At 63.4% G+C, this 17,683-nt stretch carries 15 protein-coding genes; 13 read left to right on the plus strand and 2 right to left on the minus strand.

Features of this window, described 5'->3' with window-relative positions:
* Window positions 1-50 precede the first annotated feature (50 nt).
* The 3 genes from LUB09_RS21190 to LUB09_RS21200 are packed head-to-tail and all read left to right on the plus strand — an operon-like array spanning window position 51 to window position 2,516.
* Entirely contained in the window at window positions 51-1,076 is a 1,026-nt protein-coding gene (locus LUB09_RS21190; protein WP_231423606.1) for an aminoglycoside phosphotransferase family protein, read from the plus strand.
* Window positions 1,073-1,747 carry an N-acetylmuramate alpha-1-phosphate uridylyltransferase MurU gene (gene murU, locus LUB09_RS21195; RefSeq protein WP_231423607.1) on the plus strand — a complete coding sequence of 225 codons (675 nt, stop codon included), beginning with the start codon at window positions 1,073-1,075 and terminating at the stop codon, window positions 1,745-1,747. The genes LUB09_RS21190 and murU overlap by 4 nt, the downstream gene beginning before the upstream one ends.
* Window position 1,748: 1 nt before the next feature.
* Window positions 1,749-2,516 carry a TerB family tellurite resistance protein gene (locus LUB09_RS21200; RefSeq protein WP_057006680.1) on the plus strand — a complete coding sequence of 256 codons (768 nt, stop codon included), beginning with the start codon at window positions 1,749-1,751 and terminating at the stop codon, window positions 2,514-2,516.
* A gap of 290 nt (window positions 2,517-2,806) precedes the next feature.
* On the opposite strand, the gene LUB09_RS21205 is transcribed toward LUB09_RS21200, so the two are convergent.
* Window positions 2,807-3,781, minus strand: coding sequence for an alpha/beta hydrolase family protein (locus LUB09_RS21205; RefSeq protein WP_209985479.1), 975 nt, complete (start codon window positions 3,779-3,781; stop codon window positions 2,807-2,809).
* Window positions 3,782-3,856: 75 nt separating this feature from the next.
* Between LUB09_RS21205 and LUB09_RS21210 the strand changes: the two genes are divergently transcribed.
* From LUB09_RS21210 to trpE, 10 genes are all read left to right on the plus strand, one after another.
* Window positions 3,857-5,851 (plus strand): PAS domain-containing sensor histidine kinase, encoded by a 1,995-nt coding sequence (locus LUB09_RS21210; RefSeq protein ID WP_231423608.1) that lies wholly within the window; start codon window positions 3,857-3,859, stop codon window positions 5,849-5,851.
* Window positions 5,852-5,869: 18 nt separating this feature from the next.
* Complete coding sequence (locus LUB09_RS21215; protein ID WP_003232590.1) at window positions 5,870-6,499, plus strand: response regulator; 630 nt, start codon at window positions 5,870-5,872, stop codon at window positions 6,497-6,499.
* A 226-nt stretch (window positions 6,500-6,725) separates the two neighbouring features.
* Window positions 6,726-7,838 carry an ABC transporter ATP-binding protein gene (locus LUB09_RS21220; RefSeq protein ID WP_231423609.1) on the plus strand — a complete coding sequence of 371 codons (1,113 nt, stop codon included), beginning with the start codon at window positions 6,726-6,728 and terminating at the stop codon, window positions 7,836-7,838.
* A 43-nt stretch (window positions 7,839-7,881) separates the two neighbouring features.
* A complete protein-coding gene (locus LUB09_RS21225) occupies window positions 7,882-8,922 on the plus strand; it encodes an ABC transporter substrate-binding protein (RefSeq protein WP_209985472.1) in 1,041 nt (346 codons plus the stop codon).
* 147 nt (window positions 8,923-9,069) lie between these two features.
* A complete protein-coding gene (locus LUB09_RS21230; protein ID WP_209985469.1) occupies window positions 9,070-10,317 on the plus strand; it encodes an ABC transporter permease in 1,248 nt (415 codons plus the stop codon).
* An 11-nt stretch (window positions 10,318-10,328) separates the two neighbouring features.
* Window positions 10,329-11,153: an ABC transporter permease gene (locus LUB09_RS21235; RefSeq protein ID WP_209985466.1), complete on the plus strand. Its 825-nt coding sequence runs from the start codon at window positions 10,329-10,331 to the stop codon at window positions 11,151-11,153.
* A gap of 140 nt (window positions 11,154-11,293) precedes the next feature.
* Window positions 11,294-12,442, plus strand: a complete 1,149-nt coding sequence (locus LUB09_RS21240) for an iron-containing alcohol dehydrogenase (RefSeq protein WP_231423610.1) — start codon at window positions 11,294-11,296, stop codon at window positions 12,440-12,442.
* A gap of 84 nt (window positions 12,443-12,526) precedes the next feature.
* Window positions 12,527-13,201 (plus strand): ribulose-phosphate 3-epimerase, encoded by a 675-nt coding sequence (rpe, locus tag LUB09_RS21245; protein ID WP_209985460.1) that lies wholly within the window; start codon window positions 12,527-12,529, stop codon window positions 13,199-13,201.
* Window positions 13,198-14,016: a phosphoglycolate phosphatase gene (locus LUB09_RS21250; RefSeq protein WP_057006684.1), complete on the plus strand. Its 819-nt coding sequence runs from the start codon at window positions 13,198-13,200 to the stop codon at window positions 14,014-14,016. The genes rpe and LUB09_RS21250 overlap by 4 nt, the downstream gene beginning before the upstream one ends.
* Before the next feature lie 70 nt (window positions 14,017-14,086).
* Window positions 14,087-15,568 carry an anthranilate synthase component I gene (trpE, locus tag LUB09_RS21255; RefSeq protein ID WP_209985457.1) on the plus strand — a complete coding sequence of 494 codons (1,482 nt, stop codon included), beginning with the start codon at window positions 14,087-14,089 and terminating at the stop codon, window positions 15,566-15,568.
* 75 nt (window positions 15,569-15,643) lie between these two features.
* On the opposite strand, the gene estP is transcribed toward trpE, so the two are convergent.
* On the minus strand, window positions 15,644-17,566 hold the full coding sequence (estP, locus tag LUB09_RS21260; RefSeq protein ID WP_231423611.1) for an esterase EstP: 1,923 nt from the start codon (window positions 17,564-17,566) through the stop codon (window positions 15,644-15,646).
* Window positions 17,567-17,683 lie beyond the last annotated feature (117 nt).

Here is a 17,683-nt window from a genome sequence, read left to right on the forward strand (position 1 = left end):
ATAATAAAGCATGCCCCGCTTGACGGCTAGCGCCGTCGGAGACCCTTGTAATGCCCGAGCACGATCTACGTTTACAACAGCTGGAAGTCTGGCTGGATGAGCAGTTGCCGATCCTTTTCAACGCTCAGGACTGGGGCGCCGTACCCCCGGCCACATTGACTGCGGCCAGCAGCGACGCGAGTTTCAGGCGTTATTTCCGTTGGGAGGGGGGCGGCCGCACGTTGGTCGTGATGGACGCACCACCCCCTCAGGAAAACTGCAAACCTTTCGTCGATATCGCTTATTTGCTGGCGAAATCAGGAATAAATGTCCCAAAAATTTATGCAGAAGATCTGCCGCGCGGCTTTCTTTTGCTCAATGACCTGGGCACAAAGACCTTTCTTGACGTGATCGACACGCAAAATGCCGACGCCCTGTTCACCGATGCCATCGATGCCTTGCTGGCTTTTCAGCAGTTGCCGATGGACGAGCCGCTGCCCAGTTACGACGTGGCCTTGCTGCGCCGCGAGCTGGAATTGTTCCCCGAGTGGTACGTGCGTCGGCACCTGGGTGTGGAGCTGGACCCGCAGCAGCAGGCTCTCTGGCAGCGCGCCAGCGACCTGCTGATCGACAGCGCCCTGGCCCAGCCCAAGGTGTTGGTGCACCGCGACTACATGCCGCGCAACCTCATGCTCAGCACGCCCAATCCCGGCGTGCTCGACTTCCAGGACGCAGTCTACGGCCCGGTGACCTACGACATCACCTGCCTGTTCAAGGATGCCTTCCTCAGTTGGCCCCAGGCCCGCGTGCGTGAATGGCAGCGCGGTTACTGGGAGCGCGCCGTACAACTGGGCATCCCGGTGCAGGCGGATTTCGACGACTTCCTGCGCGCCAGCGATTTGATGGGCGTGCAACGTCATCTCAAGGTCATCGGCATCTTCTCGCGTATCTGCCACCGCGACGGCAAGCCGCGTTACCTGGCCGATGTGCCGCGTTTCTTTGCTTATATAGAAGCCGTGCTCGCCGAGCGCCCCGAACTCGATGCGCTGGGTGAGCTGCTTTGCAGCCTGCGCCAGCCGGCCGAGGCCGTGTTATGAAGGCGATGATCCTGGCGGCCGGCAAGGGCGAACGCATGCGCCCGCTCACCCTGCACACGCCCAAGCCGCTGGTGCAGGCCGGCGGCAAGCGCTTGATCGAATATCACCTGGAGGCGCTGGCCAGGGCAGGCTTTACCGACATCGTGATCAACCATGCCTGGCTCGGCCAACAGATCGAGCGCTACCTTGGCGACGGCGCGCAGTTCGGTGTGCGCATCCGTTATTCCGCCGAGGGCGAGCCGCTGGAAACCGGCGGCGGGATTTTCCAGGCCTTGCCGCTGCTGGGGGATGAGCCGTTTCTGGTGGTCAATGGCGATATCTGGACCGACTACGACTTTACCCGTCTCAAGCAGCCGATCCAGGGCCTGGCCCACCTGGTGATGGTCGACAACCCGGCGCATCACCCATCGGGCGGGGATTTTCGCCTGGATGACGGCCTGCTTCATGATGCGGCGCCCGGTGCCGATAACCTGACCTTCAGTGGCATTTCAGTGCTCGACCCACGTTTGTTCGCGGGTTGCAGCGCTGGCGCCTTCAAACTCGCGCCGCTGTTGCGCGAGGCGATGGCCAGGGATCAGGTAACGGGAGAGCACATGACGGGACGCTGGATTGATGTCGGCACGCTGGAGCGTCTGGCGCATGTCGAAACCCTGCTGACAGCGGGGCACTAGCATGCTGTGGCCAGGGACGCTGATCGGCGCCGGGGCTGGCTATGCCATTGCCAGTATTCCGGGGGCTTTATTGGGCGCATTGCTGGGGCAGGCGCTGGACCGCCGCCTGCAGTTGCAAAGCTGGGAACAGTTGCGTGAACGCCTGGGTGGGCGCCCGGTGTTGCGCAACGACGAATTGTTGTTTGTGCTGCTGGGCCGCCTGGCCAAAAGCAACGGCCGCGTGGTGGATGGGCATATCCAGCAGGCCCGCCAGGAAATGCGTGCATTGGACATGAGCGAGCCGGCCCGGCATCGGGCAATTGCTGCGTTTAATCGGGGCAAGTCCGGATCCGACCGGGTGCGCACCTATTTGCGCGTGCTCAAGGCCCAGCCCCATGCGGCGGAGGGTGTGCTGCGCGCCTGCTGGCGCATGGCATGGGCGGACGGCAAGGCGGACAACGCCGAGCGCGACCTCATTGATCTGTGGGGTAAATGGCTGGGCTGGACCCCGCAACAGCTGCAGGCGCTGGCGTCCGACTATGCGCCGGAGCGCAAGCCGGTGGCCAACCGGGGCGGCGCCTATCAGGACGCCCTGCGCATTCTGGGGGTGACCGCGACGAGCGAACCGTCCGTGATCAAGCGTGCCTACCGTCGCCTGCTCAGCCGCCATCACCCGGATAAAATCGCTGGCTCAGGCGCCAGCCCCGCGCAAGTGCGCGAGGCCACCGAACGTACCCGAGAGTTGCACAATGCATATGCGCTGATCCGCGAGCGCCGGGATTTTCGCTGACAGTGTCGAAATGACAACCCAATGAATACAGGAGGAGTTGCTTCCGACCGAAGACCTCTGTGGCGAGCGGGCTTGCCCCGCGTTGGGGTGCGAAGCGCCCCCAATCGAGCAAAACGCGGTGTACCTGATACGGCTCAGCGCCTGGCTTTGGAGCTGCTGCGCAGCCCAACGCAGGACAAGCCTGCTCGCCACAGGGAATCTGCGCTTAACTGAACGGCATTAGGGCAAGCCCGCTCGCCACAATGGCCCCCTGACTACTGGGTTTAAGCATTCAACCTGGTTCTGTGGTGTCAGTCGGCGTTGCCCTGCGGACTCAGCCAGCCGCGAACCCTGCGGTACAACTGCTCCTGCTCGGCCGAGCTGTTGCCGGGCAGCGTCTTGAGCGACACCTGCTTGTAACCCTCATTTTTCGCGCGCTTGGCGGCCTGGCTGCGCGCCAGGGCGTTTTTGCTGGCGGCTGCGCTGTCTTGATAGAAGACGTCCGCAGTCGGCAGTTTCAGCGCCGGTGCCAGTTGCAGCAGGTCCGGCTGGCGGGCCGGCGGGGTCTTGCCGGCCACCATCACCAGTTTCTGCACCTGGGCCGGTTGTTTCTCGCTCAGGTAACGCGCGGCCCACCAGGCACCGGTGCCATGGCCGAGCAGCACCACGCTGCGCGCGCTCTGGGCCTGGGCGAAGGCCACGGCGGCGTCGATACGGTCGAAGATGCGTTTGGCGTCGGTCTTGTCCTGTTCATCCGCACCGGGTACCACGGCCGGGTCGGTGCCTTCGGCCTCGGCGCTGGCGGCCTGTTCGATCGGCTTGGCGGCGGTGCTGCCTTCCTTGCTGCTGGTGTCAACGGCGGCCTTGGGGGATTCCATTACCCGGGGCGGCAGGGTGTCGAGGTTCACGTCCGGCAACGACAGACTGAGCGTGCCCCAGTTGGCGTCCGGCAATTTACGTCGCAGCGGCGCAACTGCCTGCGGCCAGTCCGCCGTTTCCCCGGCACCCGGCACGATAATCACCACACCTTCGGCTTCGGCGCTGTTGGCCGGCTTCCACAGGGCCAGGAATGACTCGCTGCCAGCCTGCAGTTGTTGCTGCTCGCCACGCGGGAGCTGGCGCTCGAGGGCGGCGGACTCTTCCTGGCTGCGCTCCACCAGAGGCTGGCGCTCGGCCGGTTTTTCGGCGGCGGGCGCAGGGGCGTCGGCGGCCTGGACAGAAAAGGCGCTGGTAAATAACAGCGACAGGCACAATGCTGGCACTGCTGAGCGGTTGGGTGATGGCATCGTTGCTTCCCGGCCGGAATGATTCCAGCAGCCTAATGGGTTGGTCAGTATTTGTCAGTGACGTGAGACGTGATCATGGGTTTTCGCTGTGTGCTGTTTATCGGCGGTCTGTGCCTCGCCTTGATCGCCAATGCGGCCCCTGCGCCGGGCGTACCGCAGGCGCAACTCAATGCCGAGCAACGGGAATGGCTGGCCCGTCATCCGCAACTGCGCGTCGGCCTGGTGCTGCAGGCACCGTATGCGCAATACGACCGGCGGTTGCAGCGTTTGTCCGGAGCCAATGTGGAATTGATGCAATGGCTGGCCAAGGCGCTGAATATCGAGCTGTCGTGGCGCAATTTTCCTGCTCAGGAGTCACTCGAAACCGCCCTGCGCGACGGCGAGATCGATATCGCCCCCGGCTTGCAGCAAACCCCGGCCGGCTTGCGCCTGTGGTCGTTCAGCGATCCCTACATGCGTGTGCCGCAGCACATCGTCGGCATCCGCGAGGGCGGCGGTGCGGTGGAGCTGGAAAAGCTCGACAGCCTCTCGCGCATCGCCGTGCGCATGCCCAGCGCAGTGGCCGATTATCTGCGCAGCACTTATCCCGGCCTCAATCTGCAAGGCGTGCCCATGGAGCGCCAGGCCCTGCAATTGTTGGTGAGTCAGCAGGCCCGCTATGCGGTGGTGGACGAAGCGCAGTTGAGCCGGCTGTCGGGCGAAGCGGAGTTCGCCGGGTTGGCGGTGGTGGGCGATGTTGGCCTGCCGCAATTGCTGCGGGTGGCGACGCGCCGCGATTGGCCCCAGCTGGCAGGCATCATGCAGAGCGCCCTGCGCGCCATCCCCGCCCGCGACCTCGACCAATTGCACAATCGCTGGCTGCAACCCCAGTATCCACGCCTGTCCGCATCCCCCGGGTTGTGGCAAAACCTCTGCCTGCTGCTGGGCCTGTTGCTGCTTGCCAGCCTGACGCTGGTGGCTTGGCAGCGCCGTCAGCAGCGCGGGCTCGAACGCAGCCTGCTGGCCGCGCGTGAAGAAAGTGCCGCCCGCGCCGCCGGCGCTGAAGCGCTGCGGCTGACGCAGTTTTCCATCGATCAAAGCACCGTCGGAATTCTCTGGGTCAACTGGGACAGCCATGTGCGCTACGCCAACCGTGCGGCCGAAAGCATGCTCGGCTACGGCCCCGGCGCGCTGATCGAACGGCCGCTGGCCGCGCTTGATCCCACGCTGGACATGGACCGCTGGCTCAACCTGTGGAAGCGCGCGCGGGCCAACGAAGAGGCGCCACAGAACTTCGCCACCGACTGCACGCGCGCCGATGGCAGCATCGTGCCAGTCACGGTGTCGCTGAGTTTTCTGCGCTTTGCCGAGGCCGAATACCTGGTGGTCTATCTCAATGACGTCACCGAACTGCGCCGCACCCTGGCTGCCTTGCTGCAAAGCGAAGCGCAATTGCGCGAACTCTCCGCCCACCTGGAAACCGTGCGCGAAGAAGAAAAGGCACGTATCGCCCGCGAGGTGCACGACGAACTCGGGCAGATGCTCACGGTGCTCAAGCTGGAAACCTCCATGTGCGAGCTGGCCTATGCGCAGCTTGATCCCGGGCTGCATGAGCGCTTGAACAGCATGAAGCGTCTGATCGCCCAACTATTCCAACTGGTACGCGACGTGGCCACGGCCCTGCGCCCGCCGATTCTGGATGCCGGGATCGGCTCGGCCATCGAATGGCAGGCGCGGCGGTTCGAAGCGCGCACGCAGATTCCTTGCCTGGTGCAGGTGCCGGAACACCTGCCGACCCTGAGTGATGCCAAGGCCATCGGCCTGTTCCGTATCCTGCAGGAGGCGCTGACCAATGTGATGCGCCATGCCCAGGCGCATACTGTCGAACTGACCCTGGCGATAGACGGCGAGTCCCTGCGGCTGAGCATCAGCGATGACGGCGTGGGGTTCGTCCAGACCGGGGAGCGCCCGGTGTCGTTCGGCCTGGTGGGCATGCGCGAGCGGGTGCTGATCATGGGCGGGCTGTTGACCCTGGACAGCGCGTTGGGGGAGGGCACCACCCTGAGTGTCACGGTGCCGCTGGATGCCTAACTACAAAAGGAAACCCCTGTGATCCGCGTACTGGTAGCCGAAGACCACACCATTGTTCGAGAGGGCATCAAGCAATTGATCGGTCTGGCCAAAGACCTGCTGGTGGTTGGCGAGGCCAGCAACGGCGAGCAGTTGCTCGAGACCTTGCGCCATGTGCCCTGCGAAGTGGTGCTGCTGGATATTTCGATGCCGGGCGTCAATGGGCTGGAAGCGATTGCGCGTATTCGCGCGCTGAACGATCCGCCGGCGATCCTGGTGCTGTCGATGCACGACGAAGCCCAAATGGCCGCGCGCGCCCTGAAAGTCGGTGCGGCAGGGTACGCCACCAAGGACAGCGACCCCGCGCTGCTGCTGGCGGCGATTCGCAAGGTGGCGGCGGGTGGGCGCTATATCGACCCGGACCTGGCCGACCGGATGGTCTTCGAGGTCGGCCTCACCGACTCGCGGCCGTTGCATTCGCTGCTCTCGGAGCGGGAGTTTTCGGTGTTCGAGCGCCTGGCCCAGGGGGCCAACGTCAATGACATCGCCCAGCAACTGGCCCTGAGCAACAAGACCATCAGCACCCACAAGGCGCGTTTGATGCAGAAGCTGCATATCACCTCATTGGCCGAGCTGGTGAAGTACGCCATGGAGCACAAGCTTCTCTAGCGACTTACCCAATAACGACGACCCGGAAAACCACCGCCGCACCGTTCCTGCCGTGTGCAGCTCGCGCCTTGCCACGGTACTGTCCCATCCCCGCCATCGGTGTAGGGCAATCCCTACCCGCCACCTTCCGTCCGGCTGATGCGATTCTCTCCTGGCCCCCGATTTCCGGGGCCTCGCGCCTGGACTACGCTTGTGCCACAGCAGTCCAAAACACAAAGGTGCGGGTATGAGCGAGGTGGATTCAAAGGATGTGCTGGTCAGCTTTCGTGGCGTGCAGAAGAGCTACGACGGCGAGAACCTGATCGTCAAGGACCTCAACCTGGAGATTCGCAAGGGCGAGTTCCTGACCCTGCTCGGGCCGTCCGGTTCGGGCAAGACCACCAGCCTGATGATGCTCGCCGGTTTCGAGACACCCACCGCCGGCGAGATCCAGCTGGCCGGGCGCTCCATCAACAACGTGCCGCCGCACAAGCGCGATATCGGCATGGTGTTCCAGAATTACGCGCTGTTCCCGCACATGACCGTCGCCGAAAACCTCGCCTTTCCCTTGTCGGTACGCTCGTTGAGCAAGACCGATATCAGCGAACGGGTCAAACGCGTGCTGAGCATGGTCCAGCTCGATGCCTTCGCCCAGCGCTACCCCGCGCAGCTGTCCGGCGGCCAGCAACAGCGCGTGGCCCTGGCCCGCGCGCTGGTGTTCGAGCCACAGCTGGTGTTGATGGACGAACCCCTTGGCGCCCTCGACAAGCAACTGCGCGAGCACATGCAGATGGAGATCAAGCACCTGCACCAGCGCCTCGGCTTGACCGTGGTGTACGTGACCCACGACCAGGGCGAAGCCTTGACCATGTCCGACCGCGTAGCAGTGTTTCATCAGGGCGAAATCCAGCAGATCGCCGCGCCGCGCAGCTTGTATGAAGAGCCGAAAAACACTTTCGTCGCCAACTTCATCGGCGAAAACAACCGCCTCAATGGCCGCCTGCACAGCCACACCGGCGAGCGTTGCGTGGTGGAGCTGGCGCGGGGCGAGAAGGTCGAGGCGCTGGCGGTGAACGTTGGCGAGGTCGGCGGCCCCGTCACCCTGTCGGTGCGCCCGGAGCGCGTCAGCCTCAACGGCACCAGCGAACGCTGCGTCAACCGTTTCTCCGGGCGCGTGGTGGAGTTCATCTACCTGGGCGACCACGTGCGGGTGCGCCTGGAGGTCTGCGGCAAGACCGATTTCTTTGTGAAACAACCGATTGCCGAGCTGGACCCGGCCCTGGCGGTCGGCGACGTGGTACCGATTGGCTGGCAAGTCGAGCACGTTCGCGCACTCGACCCACTTCTAGAGGCGAACTGATCGCCCCCTGGCTTCACCAACCCTGCACGTGGAGAGCACAACAATGTTGAAATCCCTTAAGTATTCGGCCCTGGCACTTGGCTTGATGGGCGCCACACAAGCCATGGCAGGCCCCGACCTGACCGTGGTGTCGTTCGGTGGCGCGAACAAGGCGGCCCAGGTCAAGGCGTTCTACGCGCCGTGGGAAAGTGCGGGCAATGGCAAGATTGTCGCCGGCGAATACAACGGTGAGATGGCCAAGGTCAAAGCCATGGTCGACACCAAGAGCGTGTCCTGGGACCTGGTGGAAGTGGAGTCGCCGGAACTGTCCCGTGGCTGCGACGAAGACATGTTCGAGCCTCTCGACCCGAAGCTGTTCGGCAACACCGCCGACTATGTGAAGGGCGCGATCCAGCCGTGCGGCGTGGGTTTCTTCGTGTGGTCGACCGTGCTGGCCTATAACGCCGACAAACTGGCTTCCGCGCCAACCAGTTGGGCGGATTTCTGGGACACCAAGAAATTCCCCGGCAAGCGTGGCCTGCGCAAGGGCGCCAAGTACACCCTGGAATTTGCGCTGATGGCCGACGGAGTAGCGCCCAAAGACGTGTACAAAGTGCTGGCCGGCAAAGATGGCCAGGACCGCGCATTCAAGAAACTCGACGAACTCAAACCGTCGATCCAGTGGTGGGAAGCCGGCGCACAGCCGCCGCAGTACCTGGCCTCGGGTGACGTGGTGATGAGCTCGGCCTACAACGGCCGCATCGCCGCCGTGCAGAAAGAAAGCAACCTCAAAGTGGTGTGGAATGGCGGTATCTACGACTTCGACGCCTGGGCCATCCCTAAAGGCCTGGCCAAGGACCGCGCGGAAGCGGCGAAGAAATTCATCGCCTTCTCAGTGCAGCCGCAGCAGCAGAAGACCTACTCGGAAAACATCGCCTACGGCCCGGCGAACACCCAGGCCGTGCCGTTGCTGGCCAAGGACGTCCTCAAGGACATGCCGACCACCCCGGAAAACATCGCCAACCAGGTGCAGATCGACGTGAGCTTCTGGGCCGATAACGGCGAGCAACTGGAGCAGCGCTTCAATTCCTGGGCGGCCAAGTAAGCAGCAGCACCGCTGACCCCCTGTGGTAGGGGGCTTGCTCCCGATGGCAGAGGGTCAGGCAACAGACAGGCTGACTTGCCCCCCGCTATCGGGAGCAAGCCCCCTCCCACAAGGGTGTGCATTTATCTTCAATATCCGGAGTCAGCCATGGCCATCGCCGTTCCTTCGAACGAGGTCAACAGCCCCACCCTCAAGCAGCGCTTGGCGCGTGCCGAGCGGCTCAACCGCTGGAAGGCGCAGGCCTTGATTGCGCCGCTGGTGCTGTTTTTGCTGCTGGTGTTTCTGGTGCCGATTGTCGCGCTGTTGTTCAAGAGTGTCGGCAACCCGGAAGTGGTGGCGGGCTTGCCGCGTACCGTGGTGGCCGTGACGGCCTGGGACGGGCGCGGCCTGCCGGGCGAGCCGGTGTACCAGGCGCTCAGCGAAGACCTGGGCGAGGCGCGTAAAAACCAGACCCTGGGCGACTTGTCCAAACGCTTGAACATGGAACTGGCGGGCTATCGCAGCCTGCTGACGAAAACCGCGCGGGCGCTGCCGTTTGCCGAAACGCCCGGCTCTTACAAGCAAGCGCTGGAAAACCTCGACGAACGCTGGGGCGACCCAGCCTACTGGCAGGCGATCCGGCGTAATACCAGCAGCGTTACCCCGTACTACCTGCTGGCGGCCGTCGATCACCGCATCGACGACCTCGGCGAGATCGCCCCGGCCACGCCCGACCAGGCGATCTACCTGGACATCTTCGCCCGCACCTTCTGGATGGGCCTGGTGATCACCGTGATCTGCCTGCTGCTGGCCTACCCGCTGGCGTACCTGCTGGCCAACCTGCCGGCGCGCAAAAGCAACCTGCTGATGATTCTGGTGCTGTTGCCGTTCTGGACCTCGATTCTGGTGCGGGTGGCGGCGTGGATCGTGTTGCTGCAGTCGGGCGGCCTGATCAACAGCGCGCTGATGGGCCTGGGCCTGATCGACAGCCCGCTGGAACTGGTGTTCAACCGCACCGGGGTCTACATCTCCATGGTGCACATCCTGCTGCCGTTCATGATTCTGCCGATCTACAGCGTGATGAAGGGCATTTCGCCTACCTACCTGCGTGCGGCGATTTCCCTGGGGTGTCACCCGTTCGCCAGTTTCTGGCGCGTGTACTTCCCGCAGACCTACGCCGGTGTCGGCGCCGGCTGCCTGCTGGTGTTCATTCTGGCAATTGGTTACTACATCACCCCGGCCTTGCTGGGCAGCCCGAACGACCAGATGGTCAGCTACTTCGTGGCGTTCTACACCAACACCAGCATCAACTGGGGCATGGCCACGGCATTGGGCGGTCTGCTGCTGCTGGCCACCGTGTTGCTGTACCTGATCTACAACCGACTGGTAGGCGCGAGCCGCCTGCGTCTGAGCTGAGGAGGCTTGCGATGCTGAGTCCTTATATGTCACCAGTGGAACGGGTGTGGTTCTACAGCTTGCGGGTGCTGTGCGGCCTGATCCTGCTGTTCCTGATTTTGCCGGTGCTGGTGATTATCCCGCTGTCGTTCAACAGCGGCAGTTTCCTGGTGTACCCGTTGCAGGGCTTTTCGCTGCATTGGTATGAGGATTTCTTCGCCTCGGCCGAATGGATGCGCGCGCTGAAGAACAGCATTATCGTGGCGCCGGCGGCCACCGTGCTGGCGATGGTGTTCGGCACGCTGGCGGCGATTGGCCTGACGCGCGGCAATTTTCCCGGCAAGGCGCTGGTGATGGCCCTGGTGATTTCGCCGATGGTGGTGCCGGTGGTGATTATCGGCGTGGCCAGTTATTTGTTCTTTGCACCGCTGGGGCTGGGCAACAGCTTTTTTTCGCTGATCGTGGTGCATGCGGTGCTGGGCGTGCCGTTCGTGATCATCACCGTGTCGGCCACCTTGCAGGGGTTCAACCATAATCTGGTGCGTGCGGCGGCGAGCCTCGGGGCCTCACCGTTGACCGCGTTTCGTCGGGTGACCTTGCCATTGATTGCGCCCGGGGTGATTTCCGGGGCGCTGTTCGCCTTTGCCACCTCGTTCGATGAGGTGGTGGTGACGCTGTTCCTCGCTGGCCCCGAGCAAGCCACCCTGCCACGGCAGATGTTCAGCGGTATCCGCGAAAACCTCAGCCCGACGATTGCCGCGGCGGCGACCTTGCTGATCGGGTTCTCGGTGCTGCTGTTGCTGACGCTGGAGTGGTTGCGTGGGCGCAGCGAGAAGCTGCGGACGGCGCAGGTCTAGAGATCAGGTAGAGATCCATTGTGGGAGGGGGCTTGCTCCCTCCCACATTTGAATTGTGTGCATTCAGATGCTGAATGGCAGACAACGCTCATCTGTCAGCTATCCTTGTGCCAGCCCATCACCGATAAGAGGCCGCGCACATGAGTACTTCCTCATTCAAGATCGCCCACAAACTGCTCACCGGCGCTGGCGCCATCGAGCAACTCGCCGCCGAACTCACGCGCCTGGATGTGGATAACCCGCTGATCGTCACCGATGCCGCGCTGGTCAAGTCCGGCACCGTGGCGCTGGCGCTCGAACACCTGGGCGGACGCACCTATGAGATTTTCGACCGTGTGCTGCCCGACCCGGAAATCGCCATCGTCGAAGACTGCATGCAGGTCTATCGCGACGGTGGGCACGACGGGCTGATCGGTCTGGGCGGCGGCAGTGCCATCGATATCGCCAAGAGCGTGGCGGCCTACGCCGGCTACCACGGCGCCCTGGCGGATTTGTTCGGCGTCGACCAGGTGCCGCGCAAAGGGCCGCCGCTGATCGCCATCCCCACCACGGCCGGCACTGGTTCGGAGGTGACCAATGTGGCGATTCTCTCCGACAAGGCGGCGCAATTGAAGAAGGGCATCGTCAGCGACTACCTGCTGCCGGATGTGGCGCTGATCAGCCCGCAAATGACCCTGACCTGCCCGCGCAGCGTCACCGCCGCCAGCGGTCTGGATGCGTTGGTGCATGCCATCGAGTCTTACCTGTCGCTGAATGCGTCGCCGATCACCGATGCGCTGGCCATTGGCGCGGTCAAGCTGATTGCCAACGCGCTGCCCAAGGCGTATGCCAACCCGGCCAATCTCAAGGCCCGTGACGATATGGCCACCGCCAGCCTGATGGCCGGCATGGCGTTCGGCAATGCCGGCGTGGGCGCGGTGCATGCGTTGGCGTACCCGCTGGGCGGACGCTTCAACATCGCCCACGGCGTGAGCAACGCGCTGTTGCTGCCCTACGTGATGCACTGGAACAAACTGGCCTGTGTCGAGCGCATGCAGGACATTGCCCTGGCCATGGGCGTGAATGTCACCGGGCTGAGCGCCAATGACGCCGCCGACCAGGCTGTCGAGGCGATGACGCGCCTGTGCGCCGCCGTCGAAATCCCGGCCGGGCTGCACAGTTTCGGGGTGCCCGAGGACGCGATCCCGGCCATGGCGGTGGAAGCGGCGGGCATAGAGCGTCTAATGCGCAACAACCCGCGCAAGCTCAGCGCGGCGGATATCGAGAAAATCTACCGGGCCGCTTTCTGATCCTTGAACGAGGTCACGGTGCGCGCGGCAAAGCATGAGGTATACAATGCGCGCCATTGTGATTTAGCTCAGAAAAGGTGCGTCATGCAGCCCTTCGTCATTGCTCCATCGATTCTCTCCGCCGACTTCGCCCGCCTGGGTGAAGAAGTGGACAAGGTGTTGGCCGCCGGTGCCGACTTCGTGCACTTCGATGTCATGGACAACCACTACGTGCCCAACCTGACCATCGGCCCGATGGTCTGCGCAGCGCTGCGCAAGTACGGCATCACCGCGCCGATCGACGCGCACCTGATGGTCAGCCCGGTCGACCGCATCATCGGTGACTTCATCGAGGCCGGCGCCACTTACATCACCTTCCACCCGGAAGCCACGCTGCACGTCGACCGCACCCTGCAACTGATCCGCGAAGGCGGCTGCAAGGCGGGCCTGGTGTTCAACCCGGCCACGCCCCTGAACGTGCTTGAGTACGTGATGGACAAGGTCGACATGGTGCTGCTGATGAGCGTCAACCCGGGCTTCGGCGGGCAGAAGTTCATCCCCGGCACCCTGAACAAGCTGCGCGAAGCGCGGGCGCTGATCGACGCTTCGGGCCGGGATATCCGCCTGGAGATCGACGGCGGGGTGAACGTCAATAATATCCGCGACATCGCTGCCGCCGGTGCCGACACCTTTGTGGCCGGCTCGGCGATCTTCAATGCGCCGAACTACCAGGAAGTCATCGACAAGATGCGCGCCGAACTGGCGCTGACGCGTCCATGAGCGGCTTCGAGCAGCTGTTTCCCGGCAAGCTGCCACGGCTGGTGATGTTCGATCTGGACGGTACGTTGATCGATTCGGTGCCCGACCTGGCTGCGGCGGTGGACACCATGCTGCTCAAACTGGGGCGCAAGCCGGCAGGGATCGAGGCGGTGCGCGACTGGGTGGGTAATGGCGCGCCGATGCTGGTGCGCCGGGCCCTGGCCAACCATATCGACGCCACGGGTGTCGACGAGGTGGAGGCCGAGCACGCTCTGGAACTGTTCAACGCGGCCTATGAAAGCAGCCATGAATTGACAGTGGTGTACCCCGGCGTGCGCGACACCCTCAAGTGGCTGCACAAAAAGGGCGTGGAAATGGCCCTGATCACCAACAAGCCGGAACGCTTTGTCGCGCCGCTGCTGGACCAGATGAAAATCGGCCGCTATTTCCGCTGGATCATCGGCGGCGATACCTTGCCGCAGAAAAAGCCCGACCCGGCGGCGCTGTTTTTCGTGATGAAAATGGCCAATATTCCGGCATCCCAGTCGTTGTTCGTCGGCGACTCGCGCAGCGATGTGCAGGCGGCGAAAGCCGCAGGCGTGCAGTGCGTGGCCTTGAGTTATGGCTACAACCATGGCCGGCCGATTGCCGAAGAATCGCCGGCGCTGGTGATTGATGATCTGCGCCTGTTAATCCCCGGTTGCCTGGGAGCGGGCGCTGGGATAACGTTGCCCGACATCGACCCGTCCCCTTCTGGAAATGCCATCGTGGTGGTTACCCGCAAACTCTGGATGAAAGTCATCAAGGCTCTGGCCCGCTGGCGTTGGCGCGCCTGACTGCTCCTGGCCGCACCCTGCGGCACGTTTGCCTACCCGACCGCCAGACCCTCATGCCACGAGGCACATCATGACCCGCGAAGAATTCCTGCGTTTGGCCGCTGCCGGCTATAACCGTATTCCCCTGGCCTGCGACACCTTGGCCGACTTCGACACGCCGTTGTCGATCTACCTGAAACTGGCCGACGAGCCCAACTCCTACCTGCTCGAATCGGTACAGGGCGGCGAAAAGTGGGGCCGTTATTCGATCATCGGCCTGCCGTGCCGCACGGTGATGCGGGTGCACGATCACCACGTGAGCATCACCCACGATGGCGTCGAGATCGAAAGCCATGACGTGGAAGACCCGCTGGCCTTCGTCGAAAGCTTCAAGGCGCGCTACAACGTGCCGACCATCCCGGGCCTGCCGCGTTTCAACGGCGGCCTGGTCGGGTATTTCGGCTACGACTGCGTGCGCTATGTGGAAAAGCGCCTGGGCAAATGCCCGAACCCGGACCCGCTGGGCGTGCCTGACATTCTGCTGATGGTCTCCGACGCGGTGGTGGTGTTCGACAACCTGGCCGGCAAGATGCACGCCATCGTGCTCGCCGACCCGGCCCAGGCCGATGCGTTCGAGCAGGGGCTGGCGAGCCTCGAAGCCTTGTTGGACAAACTGCGCCAGCCGATCACTCCGCGTCGCGGCCTGGACCTCAGCCGTCCGCCGGCCGCCGATCCGATCTTTCGCTCAAGCTTCACTCAGGATGACTACGAGCGCGCAGTCGATACCATCAAGGAATATATCCTTGCCGGAGACTGCATGCAGGTGGTGCCGTCGCAGCGCATGTCCATTGACTTCAAGGCTGCGCCCATCGACTTGTATCGCGCACTGCGCTGCTTCAACCCGACGCCGTACATGTACTTTTTCAACTTTGGCGACTTTCACGTAGTGGGCAGTTCGCCGGAAGTGCTGGTGCGTGTCGAGGACAACCTGATCACCGTGCGCCCGATTGCCGGCACGCGTCCCCGTGGCGCGACCGAAGAAGCCGACCTGGCGCTGGAACAGGACCTGCTGAGCGACGACAAGGAAATTGCCGAGCACTTGATGCTGATCGACCTGGGCCGTAACGATACCGGGCGGGTCTCGGAAATCGGTTCGGTGAAGTTGACCGAGAAGATGGTGATCGAGCGTTATTCCAACGTGATGCACATCGTCTCCAACGTCACCGGCGAGCTGAAGGCCGGGCTGACCGCCATGGACGCACTGCGCGCGATTCTGCCGGCGGGCACCTTGTCGGGCGCGCCGAAGATTCGCGCGATGGAAATCATTGATGAGCTGGAGCCGGTCAAGCGCGGTGTCTACGGCGGTGCCGTGGGGTATTTTGCGTGGAACGGCAACATGGACACGGCGATTGCGATTCGCACGGCGGTGATCAAGGATGGCGAGCTGCATGTGCAAGCGGGTGGCGGGATTGTAGCCGACTCGGTGCCGGCCCTTGAGTGGGAGGAAACCCTGAACAAGCGCCGCGCGATGTTCCGGGCTGTGGCGTTGGCCGAGCAAACGCCGCAACGCTAAAGGCTGGCATTGAACAAAATGTGGGGGCTGGTAAGCCAGCTCCCACATTTGTTTTGTTCCGCTCTCAAGACTGCATCAGAAATCCAGACTCACGCCAACGCTGACGCCTTGCTGGGTCAAACTGTCATCCTTCCTCACGTTATACGCCGCCCGTAGTGCCAGCTCCTGAGTCAGCTTGTGGCTGACGCCCAGGCTCAGGCGATCCGAATTGCTGCGTGGCGTGTAGCCGTCCAGCTTGAAGTCGATGGCCTGCACGCTGTTGAGCGACATGTTCACTTTCTGCGTGTCATTTTCGAACTCGTGCTCGTGGGCAACTTCGCCGTACACCTGGGTCTGCGGTGTTACCCGGTAGCTGCCTTGCAGGCCTGCGCCCAGACGTTTGGAGTCGCGTTGCTGGTCATCAAAGGTGAGGGCCGTGGAGCGATTGTCTTTCTCCGAGTAGCCGTTGACTTCGACCCGTGCGTAATCGGCGCTGATGAACGGTGACAGGTGCCAGTCGCTGCCCGGCGCGGCGATGTCGTAGCCCACGCGGCTGCTCAAGGCCCACAGCCAGCCGTCGGTGTCGCCTTTTTCGGAGCCTTCGCTGACGCCCAGGGCGAACTTGCGTTTGAGGCTGTCGAAGTCCAGCTTGCCGCCGGTCAACGCCGCGTCGGCCCACCAGTGGTTTTGCTGATATTGGGCGAAGGCGGTGCCCATGTAGCTGTTGAGCTTGTAGTCCGAATCGTTGGCGCCGACTTCCAGGGTCTGGCGGTACAAGCCGGCCGCCACGCCGACGCGCCAGTCCTCGTTGAGCCGGTAGCTGCCGCCGACATTCAGGTTGTAGCCAGTGCCATCGCCACTCGCGGCGCTGTCCTGGTGGTTGAAGTCCACATGCTGGCCACCGCCGGCCACAATCGCGCGCCACTGGCCGACCGCTTGCCAACGGCCGTTATCGGCCTGCCATTGGTTGCGCAGTTCATCCTGGTGGGCGCGCAAGGTGCCTTGGGCCATTTCGGGCAGCAGGGTCAGTTCCCAGGGCGCCGACAGCAGTGAATAAGCGTAGTCGGCAATCAGGCGTTGCCCGGCGATGGTGGGGTGCACGGCGTCGTTGTAGATCAGCTTGGTCGGATCCGGGGTGGTGCCGCCGATGCCGTAGGTCGGGTTGGCGCTGCAGCCGTTGCCGCTGAAGCAGGTGCCGGTGAGGTTTTGCCCGGTGGCCAGGCCGAAGCGGCCGGGGGCGGCGAAGGTTTCATTGAGCAGCAGCGGAATGTTCAGCGGGATGATCTGCGCGTCGATCTGCGACAGCCGTTGCACCAGCGATTGGTTGAACAGGCTGCTGAGGGCCGAACTCGGCGCCTGCAGCAGTGTGCCGTTGATGGCCGGTGTGAGCCCCAGGTCGGGCAGCATCCACACCATGATGTAGCGGGCGCCGGCCTTTTGCAGGGCCTGGGCGCTGTCGGCCAGGCGGCCGCCTGCAGCGACGGCCTGGCCCGCGCTGAGCACGCGGCCTTGAATGAAGTCGTTACCGCCGCCGGAGAGAAAATACAGCGCGTTTGGATCCGCCCGCCCGCCGTTGGCCGGCAGGTAGCCCTGGCGGCTGCGCAATACCGTACCGCCGCCGGGATTGTTGGGCGGGACCGTGGCGTTGGACACCGAGTTGATCGAGTCCAGGATGTTGTCGGTACGGTAGCCGCCGACCGCCCAGTTGTTGCCGTCGGGCAGGCCCTGGGCCGCGCGAACCGGCGAGGTCGAGGCGTTCAGGTCGTTGGGCGCAACGCCCAGCCGGGTACCGAGCAAGGTCGATGAGACCAGGCCGAAGTCACCCTGGAAGTTCGGCCCGGTGCGGTTGGTAAAGCGCAGCGTCGACCCGGCGTTGCCATCCGGGAACTGGCCGGCGTCGGCCAGGCTGTCACCGAACACCACCATGGTTGAATAGGGCGAGGAGGCTGCAAGCGCCTGGGCACAGGCCAGGGACAACAGGCAGCCGGCGAGCGGGGCAAGAAGGGCGGGTTTTTGCATGACAAAGTCCATTTGGTTTTGTTGTATCGGAAGCGAAACATTAACCAGACATTGAGAATGTTCTTCAAGTGAAAACAGCTTTTTCCGATAAACCAAGGCAGGTCTACCCGCGTATTT

The organism is Pseudomonas sp. Leaf59, from assembly GCF_920984685.1.
In the GTDB taxonomy this organism is placed as follows: Bacteria; Pseudomonadota; Gammaproteobacteria; order Pseudomonadales; family Pseudomonadaceae; genus Aquipseudomonas.